This window comes from Flavobacterium sp. CLA17 (assembly GCF_013112255.2).
Lineage (GTDB): Bacteria > Bacteroidota > Bacteroidia > Flavobacteriales > Flavobacteriaceae > Flavobacterium > Flavobacterium circumlabens.
Genome location: NZ_CP068294.1, coordinates 2,925,443 through 2,947,276, shown reverse-complemented (window position 1 = coordinate 2,947,276; position 21,834 = coordinate 2,925,443). Strand labels below are relative to the sequence as shown.

At 38.1% G+C, this 21,834-nt stretch carries 5 protein-coding genes; all 5 read right to left on the bottom strand.

The annotated features are described in order from the left end of the window. Positions 1-5: 5 nt before the first annotated feature. On the bottom strand, positions 6-1,811 hold the full coding sequence (locus HAV12_RS11985) for an outer membrane beta-barrel family protein (protein ID WP_171569868.1): 1,806 nt from the start codon (positions 1,809-1,811) through the stop codon (positions 6-8). Positions 1,812-1,861: 50 nt separating this feature from the next. Next, on the bottom strand, positions 1,862-12,034 hold the full coding sequence (locus tag HAV12_RS11980) for a non-ribosomal peptide synthetase (protein ID WP_171569867.1): 10,173 nt from the start codon (positions 12,032-12,034) through the stop codon (positions 1,862-1,864). A gap of 110 nt (positions 12,035-12,144) precedes the next feature. Further along, the gene (locus HAV12_RS11975) at positions 12,145-13,770 is read right to left on the bottom strand and encodes an MBL fold metallo-hydrolase (protein ID WP_171569866.1); all 1,626 of its coding nucleotides are present in this window, start codon (positions 13,768-13,770) and stop codon (positions 12,145-12,147) included. Positions 13,771-13,830: 60 nt separating this feature from the next. Then, a complete protein-coding gene (locus HAV12_RS11970; RefSeq protein WP_171569865.1) occupies positions 13,831-16,212 on the bottom strand; it encodes an outer membrane beta-barrel family protein in 2,382 nt (793 codons plus the stop codon). 59 nt (positions 16,213-16,271) lie between these two features. Continuing rightward, entirely contained in the window at positions 16,272-21,830 is a 5,559-nt protein-coding gene (locus HAV12_RS11965; protein ID WP_171569864.1) for a non-ribosomal peptide synthetase, read from the bottom strand. Between the last annotated feature and the right edge of the window lie 4 nt (positions 21,831-21,834).

Below are 21,834 nucleotides of genomic sequence, written 5' to 3'. Positions count from 1 at the left end.
GGGTTTTATCGGGAATGATCTGTTGCGTTTTCGGCAATTCTTTCTGCGTAATTTAATTTCCTGTTTCCAAATTTATAGGTCGCCGAGATTCTAAAAGCTCTCGGATCCTGGTAGTTCCGGAAGGTTTGCTTCACATTGTCTACGGTAGATACTTTGTATTCATTCATTGATTTTAAAATATCCGTAACATTCACTTCGATGATGAAAGCTTTTTGAAGCAATAAAAATTTCATTCCGAAATCCAGTGCGCCTTGTTTGCTGATCAGGGCTTCCTGGCTGATGTTTTTAGAACGGTACCAAAAACTCAGGTTAGCGGAAATGTTTTTCTCCGGATTGAAATACACCTGATTGTTGACCATACCATACCAGCCCCAGACATCCAGATCTTCTATACCGGGTACCAAAGATTTATTCAACTTGTAGAATCCCTGTAACTGAAAATTGGTTTCCACAGCATTGCTATATTTTAGGACTCCGTTAGCTGAAAGTTGAAAGCTGTTCAAATCCATATAACTTACTACTTTATGCTCTACGACATGGTCTGCCGTATAATTGGGCAGGGACCAGAAATTGTCTTTTGTTTTCGAATACGAAAAACCAACGTCGTATTGTGATTTAAAAGCATACACCAGATTGAAATTGCTGGTCAGGGATGGCTTTAGAAACGGATTTCCTAAATACGTCTCATACGCATTATAAATGCCCAAAGAGGGGTTTATAAACCGGTATAAAGGCCTGTTGTAAAACTGCGAAAAGGCAAAACTTAATTTGTTCTCATTATCAAAATGGTAGCTTGCACTGGCTGACGGGAACAGCTTTATATAGTTATCGTCTAGCTGTTTTTTAGAATTAACGTCAGCAACATCACCGTTTATAAAGGTGTTTTCGAGTTTAAACCCAAGCTGAAGATCCAGTTTTCCAAATTTCTTTTTGAAATCTGAAAATACAATTTGTCTGTTTTCAATATACGTACAAGTGGGTGACAACGCTAAATTCTGCACATAGTCGGCATCGTACTTCCTGAAATTCCTGATGATATAATCGGATTCAATATAAATCCATTTCCCCCCAACGGTAAGATCAAAAAACCTGGTCGGGACATGATACAAGCCATTGAGCGTGTAAATGTTCAAATCTGTGCGGCCGTCGTGATAAACGGTGTAGTTGCGATTGGGCACTGCAGCACCATTTACATCATAATCCTGACCATAGGTGTTTTGGTTGTAATCCCAGGGTCTTTGCAGCCAGTCTGCTTCTACAGTTAAAAATTCATTTTCATTAAAATCATGTCGTAACAGCGCATTCAGGGAATTTCGTTTCAGGTTCGAAATCAATTTTTTACTCCCTGTATAATAGCGGTCTAATACGTCCGGGCTGTTATAGATATCGATGTTTGTTTTAGTATCTAATATATTCTCATACGTATCATTCATGGAAGAGACATTTATTTTAGTCTTCTTTGAAATCTGATATTGAACATCGATAAAGGTCACCAGGCTATTAAAGTCGTAGTCTGTTGTTCCTGAACCAATAAATGAGGCATCAGAAAAAAAAGTACTCACATCATTTTCCCTGAAAAATTTCTCCCGCCCGTAACTCACACTCGAATTGACTTTCCATCTTCCGCGATTGTAGACCAGATTGATGCTATTGTTAAAACTGGGAAATTTATGCTGCTTGTAAACGGATTTTACGGCACCTCCAAAATATTCCCCTGAATCTTCGGTGGAATTGGGTTCTTTCAGGGAAGTGCCTGTCTGTGAAAATCCTAAAAACGGAAGGAGCAGCAAGCAAAATAATGTATATTTCATGTACAATTTGTGTTTTTATTGAGGATTCTTCAGCGCCGATTTTCAAGAGGTTAGTCTTGAAAAATGCTGGTAAGAATGTCTTCCTTTGCAATAATTTTATTTAATATTTTTTTGTTGTGCTTTAAATTGTTTCCTTCCAGCATGTTCTGGTGCGCTCCTTTTCCGGTGATATAATGAACGGTTTCAAAATTTTCTTCCCATTTTTTGTCTTCATTATTTTCGGTTTTTACTAACACTAATTCGGTCGACAATTTATTGGCGTATTTTACAGACATCAGATACTTGATATAGGCTATTCGCTTTTCTTTTGCCTGAGCCAGTATTTCCTGCATACTTTCATCAATTTCCGTCCCAAGGTCAAAAGCATCTGCAGATAGCTCTATGTTGAGTTTTTCTTCATCGAGCCTTACAGAATCAAACATGATGATTCGGGAAACTTTTCTGTTTAGCACATTTGTGAGATGATGGCCCACTTCAGAGGATAAAATTCCTCCTGCTGACCAGCCAAATAAAACGATCTCGCCATTTTCCTGAATTTCATTGATTTTATTAGCGTAATAAGCCACTGGATTCTCCTCTTTTTCAACAAAATTGAAGGATATAAATCCGGAATCCTGATTGTTATGGAATAAGTCCCTGTAAGCGCTTCCATAACCCGCGATTGGAGGAAAAGCGAAAACGGTATTTGAAGACTGACTGTTTCCATATTCATAAAAATCTTTATCCGAATCAAAAATGGTATTCAGATGGTATTTTATGATTTCAGAGATGGTATTAAAACGAAATAGCGAATCCACAGGATAATGGGTGGCAAATTCTTTATTCATTCTAATGATGGTATTGATTGCCGAAATGCTGTTTCCGCCCAATTCAAAGAAATTATCGGTAATTCCCACTTCTTCAAGACCCAGAATTTCCTGCCATATTGCGGCCATTTTCTTTTCGGTTTCATTTGCGGGTGCCACATATACTTTTCGTATAAGGTCTTCTCCACTAATGCCCGGCAGTGCTTTTCGGTCTGTTTTTCCGTTAGGCGTCAACGGTAAACTATCCAGGACTACGTAAAAGGAAGGCACCATATATTCCGGCAGTTTTCCTAAAAGGTAGTTTCTTATTGCCGCTTTGTCTATTTCGGTCTGGGCGGCATAATACGCTACCAATACCTTTTCGGCATTTACTTCTTTGACTTCCACTACAACTTGTTTGATGTCTGCTGAGTATTGTGAAAAGCGGGCTTCAATTTCCCCTAATTCAATTCTAAAGCCTCTTATTTTTACCTGATGGTCATTTCTTCCTAAAAATTCAATATTTCCATCTGGCAGCCAGCGTCCTAAATCTCCGGTGTCATACATGGTGCTGCCGGATTTAAACGGATTGGCCATAAATTTCTCTGCCGTAAGTTCCGGTTTGTTCAGATAACCTCTGGCTACTCCGGCTCCCGCTACATATATTTTGCCAAACACCCCGGTAGGTACTGCCTGCCATTTTTTATCCAGTATGTAGAGCTGTGTATTAGAAATCGGTTTTCCGATTGGTATGGACAGATAATCTTTTTGTCTGATTTTAAAATAAGTACTGTACGTCGTATCTTCCGATGGGCCATATAAATTGTATACTTCTATCTGGTCCAAAGGCAGTCTTTGTATAATGCTGTGCGAAATAGGTTCTCCGGCCATATTTAAAATGCTCACGGACTCAAAGGAAACGCCATCCTCTAAAAGCTGGTTCACGACAGACGGAACGGTATTGATTAATACATTCCGGTCTTTATCGATATGATTCTTGATTTCCAGACCATTTTTCAAGAGCTTTATTTGCTTCCCGATCGAAAGGGTATAGAATATTTCAAAAACAGATAAATCAAAACAATAAGACGTTACGGCGTATACCGTTTCAAATTTACTACTGTCAAATTGTGTATCTGACCATTGAATGAGTGCTACTGCATTTTTATGTTCAATCATAACCCCTTTCGGATTACCTGTAGTTCCGGAAGTATAAATGATATACGCTAAATCATCCGGAGTATTGGTTCTTTGAACATTTACTTTAGCATATTTTCCCTGGCTGTTATAGAATAATTCAAGTACATTTTCGTCAATGACCAGTTTACAATTACTGTCTTTTTCGATGTATTCTATTCTTTCCTGCGGATAAGATTTATCAATTGGCACATACGCAGCACCCGATTTTAGGATTCCCAGCAGGGTGACAATCATTTTCTCACTTCGGTCTAATTTAATCCCTATTAAATCATCGGTTTTTATTTGATAATTCTCTCGTAAATAACGGGCTAACTGATTGGCCTGCTCATTGATTTCTTTGTAAGTGAAACTTTTATTTTCAAAAACAACGGCACTATTTTCGGGTGTTTTCGCCACCTGATCTTCGAACAAATCGATCATGGTTTTATCCTTCGGATAAGCAGCCGAATTGTTATTATACTCCAGCAAGAGTTTCTTTTCTTCTGCAATGGTGAGATAATCCAGCTCTTCTATCGCTTGTTTAGGATTGTCAATTACTTCGTTGAATACATTTTCAAGATGACCAAATATTGATTTTATAAACACAGAGTCGTATATATCCGTATTGTAATCAATGTTCAGGATTAACTGTTCCGTTTCGACAAAAGTAAAGGTCACATCCAGCTTGGCTATTTTGTTTTCAAATTCAAAACCGGCAACTTCTATTCCTGCTAGTGCGGTGGGATTTGTCAGATTTTTTAATTGATTTTGATTTTGAAGCACCACCAGTACATCAAACAAAGCCGAACGGCTCAGGTCTCTTTTCAGGTTTAGATTTTCTACCAATTCATCAAAAGAATATTCCTGGTGCTGGTACGCATTTAAGAGCGTTTCTTTTTCTTTATTTAAAATAGCCAAAAAGTCATCCTCTTCTTCAAACTTGGTACGAATAGCCAGGGTGTTCAGGTACAATCCTAATTGATTTTCTAAATCCGGATGCTCCCTTCCTGCTATAGGTGTACCCACAATAATATCCTCCTGATTGGTGTATCGGTGCAATAAGGTTTTTATCCCGGCCATTAAGGTCATAAACAAAGTAACGTCCCGCTCTTTTGAAAAAGTTTTTAGTTTTTCTAACAACACACCGGAGAATTGATGCGACTGATTGTCCCCATTGTAGGTTTGCACCAATGGCCTTTTCTTAAAACTCGGAAGTTCTAGCACCGGTAATGGTCCTTCGAACTGGTTTAACCAAAAAGCTTTCGAATTCTGATATTTTTCCTGCTGAATCGCTTCATTAATCCATACGGCGTAATCTTTGTACTGCAGGTTTAACGGCGGTAAATCGACCGGGATTCCCTGAAGGATGGCATTGTATATTTTTACCACTTCGGAGATGATCAACTGCATCGACCATCCGTCTCCTATGATATGGTGCAGGCTGATGAAAAAGACATGTTCGTTTTCGTCTGTTTTAAGTAAGGAGGCCCTGATTAAAGGCGCCTGTTCCAGATTAAAAGCAATCGCATTTTGTTCCTGTAAATACTGCAAAACAAGCGCTTCCTTGCCTTCTTTACGGCTGAAATCTTTTTCGGTGACTTCAAAAACAATTTCGGCTGCAGGTTTTATAAACTGGCGCAGTTGTCCCTCTGCATTATTTTTGAAGCCTGTTCTTAAGATTTCATGTCTTTGTATCAATACATGAAAGGTTTCCTTAAATGTATCGGTATCCAGTTCCCCTGTTAATTTGATCGCTGCAGGCATATTATAAGCCAGCGAACCTCCCTCTAACTGGCTTAAGATCCAGAATCTGTATTGAGAAGCTGTCAGCGGATAACTCTCCCTAATATCTGCCTGAGGAATAGCTATATAATCATTTTGGTTTAAAGTCTTACTTAACGCTTCAATGGTTGGATTGGAGAAAAAATCCTTAAACGATACTGTTTTATTCAATTGTTTGTTGAGTCTGTTAATGACCTGTGCCACAATCAGACTATGTCCGCCTAACTCAAAGAAATTATCGGTAATCCCCACTTTTTCAACGGCCAGCACTTCCTGCCATATTTCGGCTATTTTTTGTTCGGTCTCATTTCGGGGCTGTACGTATTCTTTTCGAATACCATCTTCCCCGCTAATACCCGGCAGTGCTTTACGGTCTATTTTGCCGTTGGGTGTTACCGGAAAATGATCCAGATCGATATAAAACGAAGGCACCATATGTTCCGGCAGCTTCCCTAAAAGATAGTTTCTGATAGCCGCTTTATCTATTGCTGCATTGGTTAAATAGTAAGCCACCAATACTTTTTCTCCGTTTACTTCTTTGGCCTGAACGATGGCCTCGTTTAAATGAGCGGAATACTGCAAAAGGCTGGTTTCTATTTCGCCCAATTCAATTCTAAATCCTCTTATTTTTACCTGATGGTCGTTTCTGCCTGAAAATTCAATATTTCCATCCGGCAGCCAGCGCGCTACATCTCCGGTATCATACATTTTAGTACCCGAAATAAATGGGTTTTCGATGAATTTTTCTGCGGTTAGTTCCGGTTTGTTCCAATACCCGCGGGTCACCCCTGCTCCCGAAATATACACGTTCCCTAAAACACCCAAAGGCGTTGGCAGTAAGGCATTATTAAGGATATACACCTGCGTATTTGAAATCGGACGGCCAATAGAAAAGGGCTTTTCTTTGGTATACAAAAATTCTATCGAGGTCACAGTTGTTTCCGTTGGTCCATATTTATTGTAAAAATCACAAATAGTACTCCAGGATGCCGCCAGTTTTTCGGAACAAATATCACCTCCTGACAAAACTCTTCTTAAGCTGAATTTATTGGAAGGCTTCAATTTGCTTACTACGGATGGAACGGAATGGAAGTGCGTAATTTTGTTTTCCAATACAAATTGCTCCAATTCAACTTCATCTAACAATACTTTTCTTGGCAGTATGTATAAAGCTGCTCCGTTTAATAGTGCCAAAAAGGTTTGCTCGACAGAGGCATCAAAAGAAAAATTGGACAACTGGAGAATTCTCTCGGTTGCATCAATTTTAAACTCCCTGGTCTGCGAATGAATTAAGTTGATTACGTTTCTATGTTCCACCATTACCCCTTTTGGATTTCCTGTGGTTCCTGAGGTGTAGATGATATAGGCTAAATCTCCGGAGTTATTTATTTTTTCAATATTTAAGGCTGAATAGCTTTCCCTGTTTTTATAAAAGGCCTCAAAAACAGGTTCATCAATTACAATTTTGCAATTGCTGTCTTTTTCTATGTAGGCAATTCTTTCCTGAGGATAAGAAGAATCAATCGGGACGTAAGCAGCACCTGATTTTAAAATTCCTAAAATGGTGACAATTATCCTCTCGCTTCGATCCAGTTTTATTCCAACTAAATCACAGGATTCAACTGCATGGTTTTTTCTTAAGTAATGCGCCAGCTGGTTTGCTTGTTCATTAAGCGCTTGGTAAGTCAGCGCTGTTTCTTCAAAAACAACCGCGATATTGTCCGGCGTTTTTTCGAGCTGTTCTTCAAATAAATCGATAATGGTTCTATTTTCCGGGTAAGCTGCCGCCGTAGCATTAAAATCCAGAAGTAATGTTGTTTTCTCTGCAGAGGTTAAGTAATCCAGTTGATCCACGGCCTGTTCAGGATTGTTAATTCCTTCTGTAAATACATTTTCGAGATGACTGAAGATCGCATCGATTAAAAACGAATCGTATATGTCTGTATTATAATTAATGTTAAGCAACAACTGTTCAGTTTCGACAAAAATGAAAGTGATATCGAATTTGGATGTTTTATTCTCAAAATCAAAAGCATCCACTTCTAATCCTGTTAAAGCGGTGTCGTTGGCTAAATTTTTTAACTGTGCCTGATTTTGAAGCACCACCAGGATGTCAAACAAAGCCGATCGGCTTAAGTCTCTCTTCAGGTTCAGGTTGCCGACCAGTTCATCAAAGGAATAATCCTGATGCTGATAAGCGTTTAAAAGTATTTCCTTTTCTTTATTTAAAATATCCAAAAAGCGGTCACCCTGCTCAAATTTGGTTCGAATGGCCAGCGTATTCAGGAAAAGCCCCAACTGATTTTCTAAATCCGGGTGTTCCCTGCCTGCTATTGGCGTACCAATAATAAGATCATCCTGATTGCTGTAACGGTGCAGCAATGTTTTGATCCCGGTGATTAAGGTCATAAAAAGCGTTACATCATGCTCACCTGAAAACGTCTTTAGTTTTTCTAAAAGCGCAGCGGAAAACGCATACGATTTAACAGCGCCATTGTAAGTCTGAACCAAAGGTCTTTTCTTAAAACCCGGAAGTTCTATTACCGGTAATTCTCCACTGAATTGGTTCAACCAGAATTCTTTCGATTGTTGGTATTTTTCCTGTTGATTTTCTGCATTGATCCATACCGCATAATCTTTATACTGAATGTTTAAATCGGGTAAATTAGCTGAATTCCCCTGAACGATAGCATTGTATGTTTTTACAATTTCGGAAATGATTAATTGCATCGACCATCCGTCACCAATAATATGATGCATACACAAAGAAAAAATATGCTCGTTTTCCTGTAATTTGATCAAAGAAGCTCTTATTAAAGGTGCTTCTTCGAGATTAAAAGCAATCGAATTCTGCTCCTCTAAATATTGCAAAACAAGGTCCTCCTGCTCTTTATGGTTGCTGAAATCCTGCTCTGTTACTTCAAAGTTAATTTCATTTACAGGCGTAATATATTGCTGTATCTCTCCTTGTGAATTATTTTTAAAGCTTGTTCTTAATATTTCATAGCGCTCAATGAGCAAACTAAAAGTTTCTTTGAAGGTATCGGTATCCAAATCCCCGGTTAATTTAATCGCAGAGGGCATATTGTAAGCCAGAGAACCTCCTTCGAGCTGACTCAGAATCCAAAATCTGTTCTGAGAAGCCGTTAAAGGATAACTTTCCCTGATTCCTGCCGGAGGAATGGCTTCATACTCATTTTGGTTCAGCGTTTTACTCAGCGCCTCAATGGTCGGATTAGAGAAAAAATCCTTAAACGAAACGGTTTTGTTCAATTGTTTGTTTAATCTGTTGATTACCTGGGCTACAATAAGGCTGTGTCCGCCCATTTCAAAGAAGTTATCGGTAATCCCTACTTTTTCAAGACCGAGCACTTCCTGCCAGATTTCGACCATTTTTTGTTCGGTTTCATTTCGGGGCTGTACATACTCTCTTCGAATACTGTCTTCTCCGTTAATGCCCGGTAACGCATTACGGTCGGTTTTACCATTTGAGGTCAGTGGTATCGCCTCCAAAAGCACAAAAAAGGCGGGAATCATGTATTCGGGCAGCTTCGTCTGAAGGTAATTTCTAATTTCAATCTTGTCTATTTCAATATTAGAAACATAATAGGCCACGAGAACTTTTTCTTCCTTTACCTCTTTCACCTGAACAACGACTTGCTTTAAATCGGCTGAAAACTGCAAAAGGCTGGTTTCTATTTCTCCCAGTTCTATTCTGTAGCCTCTTATTTTTACCTGATGGTCGTTTCTACCCAGAAATTCAATCGTACCATCCGGAAGCCAGCGGCCTAAATCTCCGGTATCGTACATTCTGGCGTCGGAAATAAACGGATTGGCTATAAATTTTTCGGAGGTCAGTTCGGGCTGGTTTAAATAGCCTCTGGAAACGCCATCTCCGGATAAATACAATTTACCGCCTACTCCAATTGCAACGGGCTGTAAATTTTGATCGAGTACATACGCCTGGCTGTTTGGAATCGGTTTACCAATCGGAATCGTGATGTACTTTTCGTTCTGAATATCAAAAGTTACCGAAAAAGTAGTGTTTTCGGTAGGTCCGTAACCATTTACAATTTTTATGGACGGATTACTTTCGAAAACTTTTTGGGTATGTTTAGGTGATACTACATCTCCTCCAACAATGAGTTGACGGATGCTTTCGAAAAAACTAATGTTGTTTTCAACCACGCTGTTAAACCACGAAGCCGTCATCCAGAGACTATTGACCGCATTGGTTTTAACGATATTTTCTAAGGTCGATAAATCCAGTAAATCGTCCTGAGTGGTTAGGACTAATGTTCCTCCGTTTAATAAAGTTCCGAAAAACTCTATCGTTGTGGCATCAAAAGAGATGGAGCCTGTACTTAAAAGGACAGTATCCGAATACAATGGAAAATAAGTACAAGGCTTAACCAGTCTTACGACATTGCGATGCTCCACCATTACTCCTTTTGGATTTCCGGTTGAGCCGGAAGTGTAAATGATATATGCTAAATGAGACGGGGTATTTACAGTATCCGGATTTTCAGGTTTATATCGGAATCGCTGGAAATTAAACATCATGAGTTCATCCTCATCAATAATAGCTTTGCAATTGGTATCTTCTTCGATGTATGCTATTCTTTCCTGTGGATAATCGGAATCAATAGGCACATAAGCGGCTCCTGATTTCAGTACTCCTAAAATAGCGATAATTAACTGTTCGCTTCGGCTTAATTTTATGCCTACCAGATTATCCGGCTGGATATCATAACGCTCTCTCAGATAACTGGCAAATTGATTTACTTTTTCGTTCAGTTCCTTATAGGTCAATTGCAAGTCCTCAAAAACAATGGCAATAGCGTCCGGTGTTTCGGCGGCCTGTTCTTCAAAGAGTTGTACAATCGTTTTATCTTTAGGATACGGTACTGAGGTATCATTAAAATCAACTACTAACTGCTTTATTTCGTTTGGTGACAAGTAGTTGATACGTGAAACCGGAAGATTCGGTGCTGCAATAACGCCTTGTAATAAAGTGCCGAAATGTTCTGTTATTTTTTCTACAAATGCTTCAGTGTAAATATCGGTATTGAATGTTAGGTTGAAATTTAATTCATTGCCAAACTCATCAAATGTAAATTCCAGGTCGTATTTAATAAGCAGGTTTTGTTTATTCTGATATTGTTGGATCGTGATGCCGTCCAGTTGTTGTGTGCTGTCGAAGCTGTCCATGTTCTGCAAGATCAGCATCACATCAAATAACGGACTGCGGCTAACCTCTCTTTTTAGGTTTAAGTTTTCAATTAATTCATCAAACGGATACAGTTGATGCTCATAGGCTTCGAGTGTTTTATTTTTAACATTTGCCAATAATTCAATAAAGCTGTCCTGCCCGTCAAACTGAGTTCGAAGTGCTAAGGTGTTTAAGTAAAGCCCTGTTTGATTTTGCAAATCAGAATGGGGTCTTCCGGCAATCGGGGTACCAATTATAATGTCATTTTGATTGGTATATCTGTAAAATAAAACGTTCAGCAAACTTGTTAATCCCATGAATAAAGTGGCGTCCTGAGATTGACATAAATTGGAGAAGGCTTTTAAAATTTCACTGTTGAAACTTCTTTTTACGATGCCCCCGTTGAATGTTTTTGTTAATGGTCTTGTTTTATAGATCGGTAAATCCAGTATCGGAATAGTATCCTGAAATTGTTTCAACCAGTATTCCTTATGTGTTGTATTGCCGTCTCTTAACTGGTTTTGCTGCCAGGCTGCGTAATCTTTATATTGAATTTGTAAAGGGGCCAACGGATTAGATATATTCTTTGTAAAAGCATGATATAAAACAAACAACTCGTTAATCATAAGTTGTATCGACCAGCCATCACTAATGATATGATGAAGTACCAGTACAAAAACAAACGTATCATTTGACGTTTTGATCAGTTTTGCGCGAACTAAACAATCTTTGGCTAAATCAAATGAAAATTTTAATTCCTGCTCAATAAGAACATCTATTTTTTGGTTCGAATTAGATACGTTTTCTGTTCGAAACTTAAAATCAAGATCTTTAACGGCTACAATCTTTTGTCTTACTTCGGCATTGGCTGTTTCAACAAAAACTGTTCTTAAAGATTCATGGCGTTCCAGCAGCGCCTCAAATGCTTTTTGAAGTGCCACTATATCTAAGTTTCCTTTTAATTCAAAGATACTCGGAATGTTATATACGGTATTTTGTTCTTCTAACTGACACAGCAGCCACAAGCTTTTTTGCGATGATGAGACGATATACGTTTCCTCCTGCTCCACATTGGGGATATCACTATGGGTATCACCTGCGTTTTGTGACAGTTTGATAAAATCAATTATTTTTTGCTTGTGTACTCTAATTTCATCTAATAACTCATTTGTGAGCACTCCTTTTGGAGCATTAATATCCAGTTTATCTCCCGATAAATTAAGTTTTATATTGGAGGCCCTTAATTTTTTGAGTAATGTTTGCATCGCTTTATCTTATTATATACTTGTCTGTACTGATTCCCTGATTTGTTTCCTTTCACCAATTACGCCGGATTTGAAATAAAAACCGGTGTTAATCCGTGTGCATTTCCTTTTTAAACCAAACTGTAGTTTTCTGTTTTTTTCTTATTGTACAGGATCTCTTTTTCCCCAAATAACCTTTCTGTAATTATTTCCCTCGAACTGCATTCGGCAATAAGACGATTGGACTGTATAATAGGATTGGATTCATCGGTGTACTTGATACTGCTGATAAATTCACACCACGGCTCCTGCCCCATAGCGTACACATACACTTCCAGCGGATTAAAAACATCTACCAGGTGCATTCCCCTTTCAAAATCAGATCCGGCCAGTCTTCTGGACTGATCGTGTTCTTTAGACAATTCGTTTACCACCAGTGGCCCGTACAACCATGTCAATGGAGCTCCGTCACATTCCATTCCCAGGAAAATAACATCTACATCGCCAATGACACTTTGCGTATGCTCGTATAATTTCTTTTCTAAAATCCTCGAATCTGCTGCAAACAGCAATGAGAATTCAGCGATTTCAACATGATAGCAGATTTTGGCCTTGATGTCCAGGTCACTGTGCTCTCCTGTAAAAGGAACACCAGTAATCTTGCAATCTGAAAAGTTCACCGTAGCAAATTCTTCGATTTCAATAATATTGTCAAAACCTATATTATTGAACATTAGTTTTAAAGAAGGATCCTGAAGGTGTCCTCCTCCGGAACGCGGTACTATAATATTTTTGATTTTATGTCTCAGCGGCAACAGCGTTTCCAGTAAAATATGGTCCTGATGATTGTGGGTAATCAAAACATAATCGATTTTTTCAGGCAGTTCGTAATCCGAAAAATGCTCTACACTCGATTGGTAACCGTAATAACTGATTAAGGGATCTACCAATATGCTTACGTCTTTGGTCTCGATTAGAATACAGGCATGCCCAAAGTATCTCATTCTAATTTTATCGCCTTCGTACCTGACATACGGCACTGATGGCGTATCCGTAAAAAACGATTCGAATAACGCACTCTCCGTTTCATTTAAATCGCCCAATAATTCCTTTATTTCACTGTAAGGACGCGGCGTTCTTTTCATTTTACTCAACTCGTCTATAAATTTGTGTTCAAATGGCATATCCAGATGCAATACGTCTTTCTCATCCAGTCTCGGGGTACTTAAACAAAAAGGGCGTGAATCATTATTGGTCACCCACAAAGCCAGACTTTGGTTGTTTTTATTGTAAAATTTACTTTTGTATAAAAGCTGCTCGTAAAATCTAAAAGAAGGATTGCCGTTCAGATCGTATATTAATTCTACATAACCTTTTAAAATATCCGGTACATTTTTATACAAACCCTCCAAGGATTGTCCTTTGGCTTCTTTGTTTAACATTAAAACCAATTTTCGAATCGCCATTGAAAGACTGATCAGCTCTTTTTGATTGGTAAAGGTTGATTCCAGCAATTTTCTTACATCCTCAGAACGATCTCCATTATAATCCATAAATGGGCCGCCCAGCATTTTCGGGTCTTTAACGGCATCATCATGTACCACAGGCGATTCCAGGTAAGAATTCATTATTTCGATATGCCTTTTGGTTACATTCATAGCTGCCGTTCCGGGCGATATCAGATGCGACCAGGCATACCATCTTTCTATTAAAGGCTCAATCACTACGTTCGGTTTTAAATAAACTAATCCTTCCATTTAAAAATATTTTTATAATTGTGTATTATACTAACTGATTTCTTATTTCTCTACTATTTCTTAATTACCGACTCTTTTTCTTTCTTCTTCATTACCGGTATTTCTGTTGGTAACTTTTGCTTTTTTGCTTCCAAGCCTGTAATTAAGATATACTTGTACATACCTGCTGTCATTATAAAGACGGTACTCCTGGTAAACTCCGTTGACGGTCGGGTTAAAATTTATTTTTTCCGTCCTGAAAATATCATTGGCTTTCAGTGATATTCTTAGATTGTCATTAAACAAATATTGAAGCGTTACTGCAGTGGAACTGGATGCGTCTAACTTTACAAATCCTTCTGTTCTTGGAAAAGAATACCAGTAATTAAGGTTCAAAAGGACTGTTTTTTTATCATTTAGGACGAAATCATTATTCGTAGCCAGTTTCAGATTAAAACCTTCTACCCCTCTTGTCGATTCAATTAAAGATTTTGATTTGGTATAATTAAAATCAGCCGTATTGTTACTCGTCCACCCTTTCAATTTATTGAAGACATAGATTTCCGAAATCCCGTATCGCTCCATATTAAAGATATTCTGGGTAATTATCCGAACAACATTGGTGTCAGGATCAGGTGTGGAGATTTGCATAAACACATTTTTATCATGACTGTAATACAGTTTGCTTTCCAGCTTTTTATACGAATAAATAAATTCGAAATTATCGATAAAGGCAGGCTGCAGTAAAGGATTCCCCTGAATACTCTGAAACGGATTGATATAGGCAATGTTCGGATTTAACTGGGCAAAAGTAGGACGGTCTATTCTTCGGCTATAACTTAATCGGTATACAGAACCCTGCTGAGGGGCGTAGGAAATATTAACGGAAGGAAACAGCTTGGTGTAATTCTTATTTACCGATTGATCTAAGGCTACATCGTACGATTTTGCCTGTGTATTTTCGACTCTCAGGCCAACCTGGGATTCCAGATTGTTACTGAACTTTTTGTTTCCCGAAACATATACGGCCTGTACATTTTCTTTATAACTGAATTCAAAGTCTTCCAGCGGTAAATCGGTTACAGGCTGATCTGTAAAATCACTATTGAATGTTGAAATTAAATTTTTGGTATCTGAAAAGGAAACCTTTCCCCCAAAACCAAGATTCATCCATTCTAAAGGGGTTTCAAAATCAATTTTAGCAGAGAAATTGCTTATATTTTGATTGTTATTATTAATTCCCGTAAAAAACTGTTCTTTAGGCGGATTATATTCTTCCGAAGTCCCGTTATAGGGCCTGGAATCATCGCTTTTGTATTTGAAATAATCCAAATTCACGAACATTTTTCCGCCTGTCGGATTGAGTTTATATTCATTAAACAGATTGAAAGAATGCAGCGTTGGCCTTAAAAAAGCGTATCCGACAGAGGTAATATTTTTGTTGATTTCATTGGTGTCATTATCATAAATCAGCAGACTTCTTGTGGCATCGGTGTCTGTTTTATTGATGTTCGTCAGATATTGGAAACCAACAACCCATTTGGGTGTCGCGATGTATTGCATACTCAAAATTCCATTCAGCATTTTATAGTTTTTCTGGAGCGGGTAATTTAGAGCCCACAATTCGTCAGTAAAGTGAACACGGCTTTCCTGTTCCAGATAGATACCACCACTTCTGTAATTCAGTGAAGCAGACATACTTAACTTATTTTGATTGTATATAAAATTACTGGTGTTTGATCCTTCGCCATCGTGGTGCCTTTGTAAGTAACCAGTTCCCAGAGAGAGGTTCCAGGAATCTTTTTTGGCCTTTTTTAACCTGATATTTACCAGTCCACTGTTTCCCAAAGCCTCATATTTAGCCGGCGGTGTCGTAATTACCTCGATACTTTTGATGTTTTCGGCAGGAATTGATTTTAATAAATTAGTCAGTTCTTCCTGTCCAAGTTCAATCATTTTGTCGTCGAGCAAAACTCTTACGGTACTTTTACCTACTATGTTTATCGTCTCGTTCTGAATCTGTATTCCGGGTGTGATTTTTAAGGCGTCCATCGCATCGCCGCCCGCTGTACTGATGGTGTTTTCGATGTTAAAAACCAGCCGGTCGACTTTGCGCTCTACGATTTCTTTCTTTTGAGTAATGACCACTGCCGCTAATTCCTGTGCGGGATTTGTGATGATATCTCCTAAATCCAGATCTGAAGTCAATTCGATCTGTTTGCTATACAAAACAGAATTGAACTGACTGATTTGCAATTTGTACGAGCCCGGCTTATATTCTATTATAAACTCCCCTTTTTCATTGGTTACCTGATCTTTTACAGGAACAGGGCCGTTTCCAAAAAGGATAACTTCAGCAAACGCAACTGGACTATTTTCTGGGGTAACCACTTTTCCGGTTATTTTGACTTGTGCTGTTAATACGTTACTTAAAATAAATGCAATAAATAATAACCGATTCATTAGTGATTTTGTTTTATTAATATTTCAATTTTGGCCCGTGCGGGTTTCGATTTTATAAATTAGATAGTGAAATTTTCAGATTCTTCAATTGAAATATTTTCTTCCTTCTTCGTGCTGTACAATAGGGTATTTTCTAAAAGCAATGCTAATTCCTCCAGTATGATATTATCAAACAAATCGATGATCGATAACTTGACATTAAACTGTTTATGAATGATACTAATCAGTTTTGTAGCGTTCAGGCTATGCCCTCCCAGCTCAAAAAAACTGTCCGTAACACCTACTTTCTCCACTCCGAGAATTTCCTGCCATATTTCGGCTATTTTCTGTTCAATTTCATTTCTTGGCTCTACGTATGCTTTCCTGATAATATCTTCTTCACTGATACCTCGCAATGCAGTACGATCGACTTTTCCATTGGCAGTTAAGGGCAAATGTTCCAGCACTACCAAAAAGGAAGGAACCATATATTCCGGCAGTTTAGTGTGGAGATAGCGTCGAATTTCGGCTTTGTCTAATTCGGTGTCCGAAACATAATAAGCCACTAATGTTTTATCTCCGTTTACCTGTTGCGGCTGTACCACAACTTGTCGTAAATCTTCGGAAAATTGCGAAAGGGCATTTTCTATTTCTCCTAATTCAATTCTGAAACCTCTTATTTTTACCTGATCGTCTTTTCGTCCTAAAAATTCAATAGTACCATCCGGCAGCCATCGTCCTAAATCTCCTGTATCGTACATTTTTGTGTTGGATACGAATGGATTTTCAATGAATTTTTCGGCTGTCAGCTCCGGTTTGTTCAGATAACCGCGTGTAACCCCGGCACCGGAAATATATATTTTACCCAAAACACCCAGCTGAGTTGGAAAAAGGTTATTATCCAGAATGTAGACCTGTGTATTTGCAATTGGACTACCGATACAAAAAGTGCTTTTCTTATCATAAAGAAGCTCAATAGAAGTAACTGTAGTTTCGGTTGGGCCGTATTCGTTATAGAAATCACAAACCGTACTCCAGGATTCCGCCAGTTTTTCGGAACAGCTGTCGCCTCCGGCAATCACTCTTTTTAAGCTAAAACGACTGCGGGGTGTTATTTTTTCTAAAACGGATGGCACTGCATGAAGGTGTGTGATTTCATTTTTGGCAATAAATTCTTCAAAAATCTCTGCTTCCAGTAAGGCTGCCCTCGAAATAAGGTACAAACCTGCCCCATTGCAAAGTGCCAGGAAAATTTGCTCTACAGACGCATCAAAAGTGTAGTTTGAAAGCTGAAGAATTTTTTCGTTTTCGTCTATTTTAAATTGTTTGGTCTGCGAAAGTATCAGGTTGACTACATTGGTATGTTCTACCATCACTCCTTTCGGATTACCTGTGGTTCCGGAAGTATAAATGATATAGGCCAGATCTGTTGGACTATTTATTTTTTCAATATTCCCGACACTGTATACGTCCTGATTTTTATAAAATAACGTCAGTACATTTTCATCAATTATGATTTTGCAATTGCTGTCATTCCCGATATAGTCTATTCTTTCCTGCGGATAGGCAGGGTCGATAGGCACATAGGCGGCACCGGATTTTAGTATTCCCAAAACAGCCAGAATCATTTTTTCGCTTCTTTCGAGTTTGATTCCGATCAGATCATCCGGTTTAATTTGGAAAAGCGCTCTTAAATAACGGCCTAACTGATTGGCTTCGGCATTGAGTTCCCGGTACGATAATTCTTTATCTTCAAAAATAACCGCTATATTGTCCGGCGTTTTTTCAACCTGTTCTTCGAATAGCTCTATAAGGGTTTTATCCTCCGGGAAATCAGATTTGGTATCGTTAAATCGATATACGATATTCTCAAACTGATTTTCGTTTAAAATAGAAAACTGAGAGATTTTTTTCTCCGGAACAGCTACAAATTGTTCCAGAAGATGGAAAAAAGTGTCCATCATGGCCTGAATAAACTCCTGGCTAAATACACCTGCCTTGTATTCCAATTCGAGTTCAATAGCATCTAAAACATCAAAAAACGTAAAAGACAAATTGAATCTTGAAAAGGTCGATATTGGATTGATTTCTTCTTCAATTTCAAATGGAAGATCGCTTTTGCTCACCATTCCTGCCCTGTTGTTCTGATTTTGCAATACCACCATGACATCAAAAAAGGACTTTTTGTTCGCAATTTTCAAATCATTTAATATCAAATCATAAGGGTAAGTCTGATACTCTAAGGCTTTCATGATCGTATTCATTTCATCGGCAACAGCATCAGCAAAGCTTTTATCCCCGTCAATTTCGGTGTAAACGGGCAGTGTATTGATAAACATACCAATAGTGGATTCAAACTCTTTTTTAACCCTTCCGGACACGGCCGTACCAATGACAAAGTTTTCCTGAGCCAGTCGGTACAATGAGATTCTTACGGACGAAATTAAAAGGCTGAATAATGTTACCCTGTTTTTAGTCGTATAATCCACTAATTTGTCTTTCAGTTTTTTATCGATACTGAAATGGAATCGGGCGCCTTCCAGGCTTCCTGTATCCGGATTTCCTAATTTTAAATTTGAATTAATATTTCCCAGTTTTTCTCTCCAATAGTCAGAGTAAGCTGCTGTTTTTTCAATATGTAAATTCCCTTTCAGCCAGATCAGATAGTCAAAATAATCGTTTTTACTGGCTGCAGGAACATATGCTTTGCTGATAATTTGTTTGTAAACAGCCACAAAATCTTTTATGAAAATTCCGGTAGACCAGCCATCAAAAATAATGTGGTGAAAAACAAATATAAATTGGTACTTGTTTTCATCCGTCTGAAGGACAGCTGCCTGAAACAGTGGGCCCTGCTCTAAATCAAAATTAAAATTTTGGATTTCTTTCTTCTTCTGCTCCAGCATCAAAGAATCGGTGTTGGAATAAAAAGTAAAAAAGTGATCGATCGCTATATTTTCAATTGCCTTTATTCTCTGCTGGATTGTTCCGTCTTCATCCGTAAAGAAAGTAGACCGCAGGCAGGCATGCATCCTGATTAGCTCCTGTAGTGTTTCCTTAAAAACTTCAATATTTAGATTCCCTTTGGCATTATAGGTTAGCGTAATATTATAAATAGATTGCATCGACGTATCTAGTAGAGATTCAATCCACATTCTTTGCTGGGAATTTGAAGCTTCAAGGGTTTCAAAAATCAATTGGTCAGTCAGAGGAAGCGCTATAAAACTATTTTTGTTCTTGGCTTCAACTGCTTCTTTTATAAGAGTGACAATTTCACTGATCTCGTAGCATTCAAACAAAGCATCGAAATTTATCGTGATAGCAAACAGCTCATTAATCCTGTTTATAAACTGAACGCCTACAATTGAATTACCGCCTAATTCAAAAAAATCATCCGTAAGAGTTAAGGTGTCATTTTTTAGGATTTCTTTCAGAATACCCACAACGGTTTCCTCTTCGCTCAGATTTTCAATAACAAGTTTTGGTTTTTCAGCCTCTGGTTTTTGGTTGGACTGATTAAAAAATAAAGGGTTTTTATGCTCATTCCAACAGGATGTTTTTTCAAATGGATAGGTTGGTGCGGTAACTTTTTTGTAATTTTCCTTACTGTAAAAAGCTTTCCAGTCAAACTCCAGTCCCTTATTATAGAAAGTGCTCCACAACAAATTCCAATTATTGTCGCCCATGATTTGTAATACATCTATGCCGGGAATTTGTTCTTCTTTTAAGGATTCGAAAATACCGGGCATGGAATGGCTGTTGTTACCCACCACTACCAATAAGATGTTATTATCGTTACAGTTTTTGGCTAGTGCTTTTAATTTCGCTAAGTCTAAAACGAACTCTTTATCAAATGTTAAACCTTTAGAAATGCTATTTTTACCTTCAATTATTTCTTTTGAAGCTTTAGCTATATCACCATTACAGATCAGCTGATTTACGTTAAATCCTTTAGCCGACAAGTATTTGAATAAGGCCACCTGAACGGCTACCGTTTTTGAAACAGCAGGCTCTGTTTCATCGCTCGCTATCTCTTTTTGCAGATTGAGGAAAACATCTTTAAACTGATCGCATTTTAAAAAACTTTCTACATGCTGCACTTCATCAGAAAGATATAGCAAAGCGATTTTGGTATACTTTGCCGTATTACTTTCGTCATTGTCTTTTTGGGCTAAAAGCGATTCTTTTATAGCAGCAACCGTATTCCCTGATACGGCTAATCTGTATTTATAGTCTTTTCTGCCGGTATTTAAGGTATAGGCTAAATCTGCTATTGAAGTACTTTCCGAAATAAAATTATAAATCGAGTCTGTATATTCTTTTAAAGCATTTTTGCTTTTTGCCGCTACTTTAAACCAGTTATTGGTACCGGTATTTAAGACTTTTTCTTCCGTTGCTGTATATTCTTCCAGAATGATGTGGGCGTTGGTACCGCTCAGACCAAATGAACTCACTCCTGCTCTTCTAATTTCATTGGTAACCCATTCAGCGCCTTCTTTTTGCAAAAGAATATTTGGATCTTCTTCTATAAATTTATTTACGGTATTAAAATTGGCCAGCGGAAAAAATTCTTTTTCCCTTAGTACAAGCGCTGCTTTTATGAATCCAAACAATCCCGACATATTATCCAGATGTCCAATATTGGGTTTTAAAGTCCCTAAACGAACCGAAAAGGGTTCATTAGTAGACGAAAAAGCATCTTTTATTCCTTTATACTCTATAGGATCTCCCAATTTAGTTCCTGTTCCGTGTGTTTCTATATAGCCTACGCTGGTTACAGCAATATTGGCATTTTTACAGGCACTTAAAATTACATTCTTTTGTGCCACGGGACTTGGAGCCGTTATACTATTCGAACTGCTTCCGTCATTATTAATAGCAGATCCTTTTATAACCGATAAAATAGTGTCATGATCTCTTATGGCATGATCCAGTCTTTTCAGAATAACAACCGCCACGCCTTCTCCTCCTGCTGTTCCGGAGGCTTCTTCATCAAAAGCCCTGCACATTCCATCGGTAGACATGATGGCATCTTTTTCGAAACTATCCGCTTCATTAAACAGATATAACAAACGGGAACCTGCTACAATCCCTAAATCAATTTCTCCTCTTCGTATGTTTTGCACGGCTTCATGCACCGCGACCAAAGACGACGAACAGGCGGTGTCGATATTCATTACCGGTCCTCTGATATTGAGAATATTCGCTACACGCCCACCTCCTATTGACGCTAATCCGCCTATAAAATCCAATCCTTTATTTTCAGATTGGTACAATAAATTATAAAGTCCGGTTTGAGTCGTCGTAAACAATCCTGTATTTTGTGATGCGATATAGTCTAAATCATAACCGCTATTTTCGATAGCATTACAGACACCCTGCAGGATCATTCTGTGCCCCGGGTCTATGGTATTGGCTTCCCCCTTTGACAAATTAAAAAATTCATGGTCAAAGAAATCAACCCTGTCGAGATAGCCATACGGATGGTACTTCTCTTTTTTATCTATTTTCGAATGTAAAATTCTTTCTTCCGCAGGTTGTTTTACACAAATACTATTATTTCTTATAACGGCTGCAAACTGTTGCAGCGTTGTTATATCAGCATATTTTATACTAACTCCAATTAATGCAATATCCATAATC

Bases quoted from the DNA above. Each gene is read 5' to 3' on its own strand.
- HAV12_RS11965 (WP_171569864.1), bottom strand. From the start codon at position 21,830: ATGGATATTGCATTAATTGGAGTTAGTATAAAATATGCTGATATAACA.
- HAV12_RS11975 (WP_171569866.1), bottom strand. From the start codon at position 13,770: ATGGAAGGATTAGTTTATTTAAAACCGAACGTAGTGATTGAGCCTTTA.
- HAV12_RS11980 (WP_171569867.1), bottom strand. From the start codon at position 12,034: ATGCAAACATTACTCAAAAAATTAAGGGCCTCCAATATAAAACTTAAT.
- HAV12_RS11970 (WP_171569865.1), bottom strand. From the start codon at position 16,212: ATGAATCGGTTATTATTTATTGCATTTATTTTAAGTAACGTATTAACA.
- HAV12_RS11985 (WP_171569868.1), bottom strand. From the start codon at position 1,811: ATGAAATATACATTATTTTGCTTGCTGCTCCTTCCGTTTTTAGGATTT.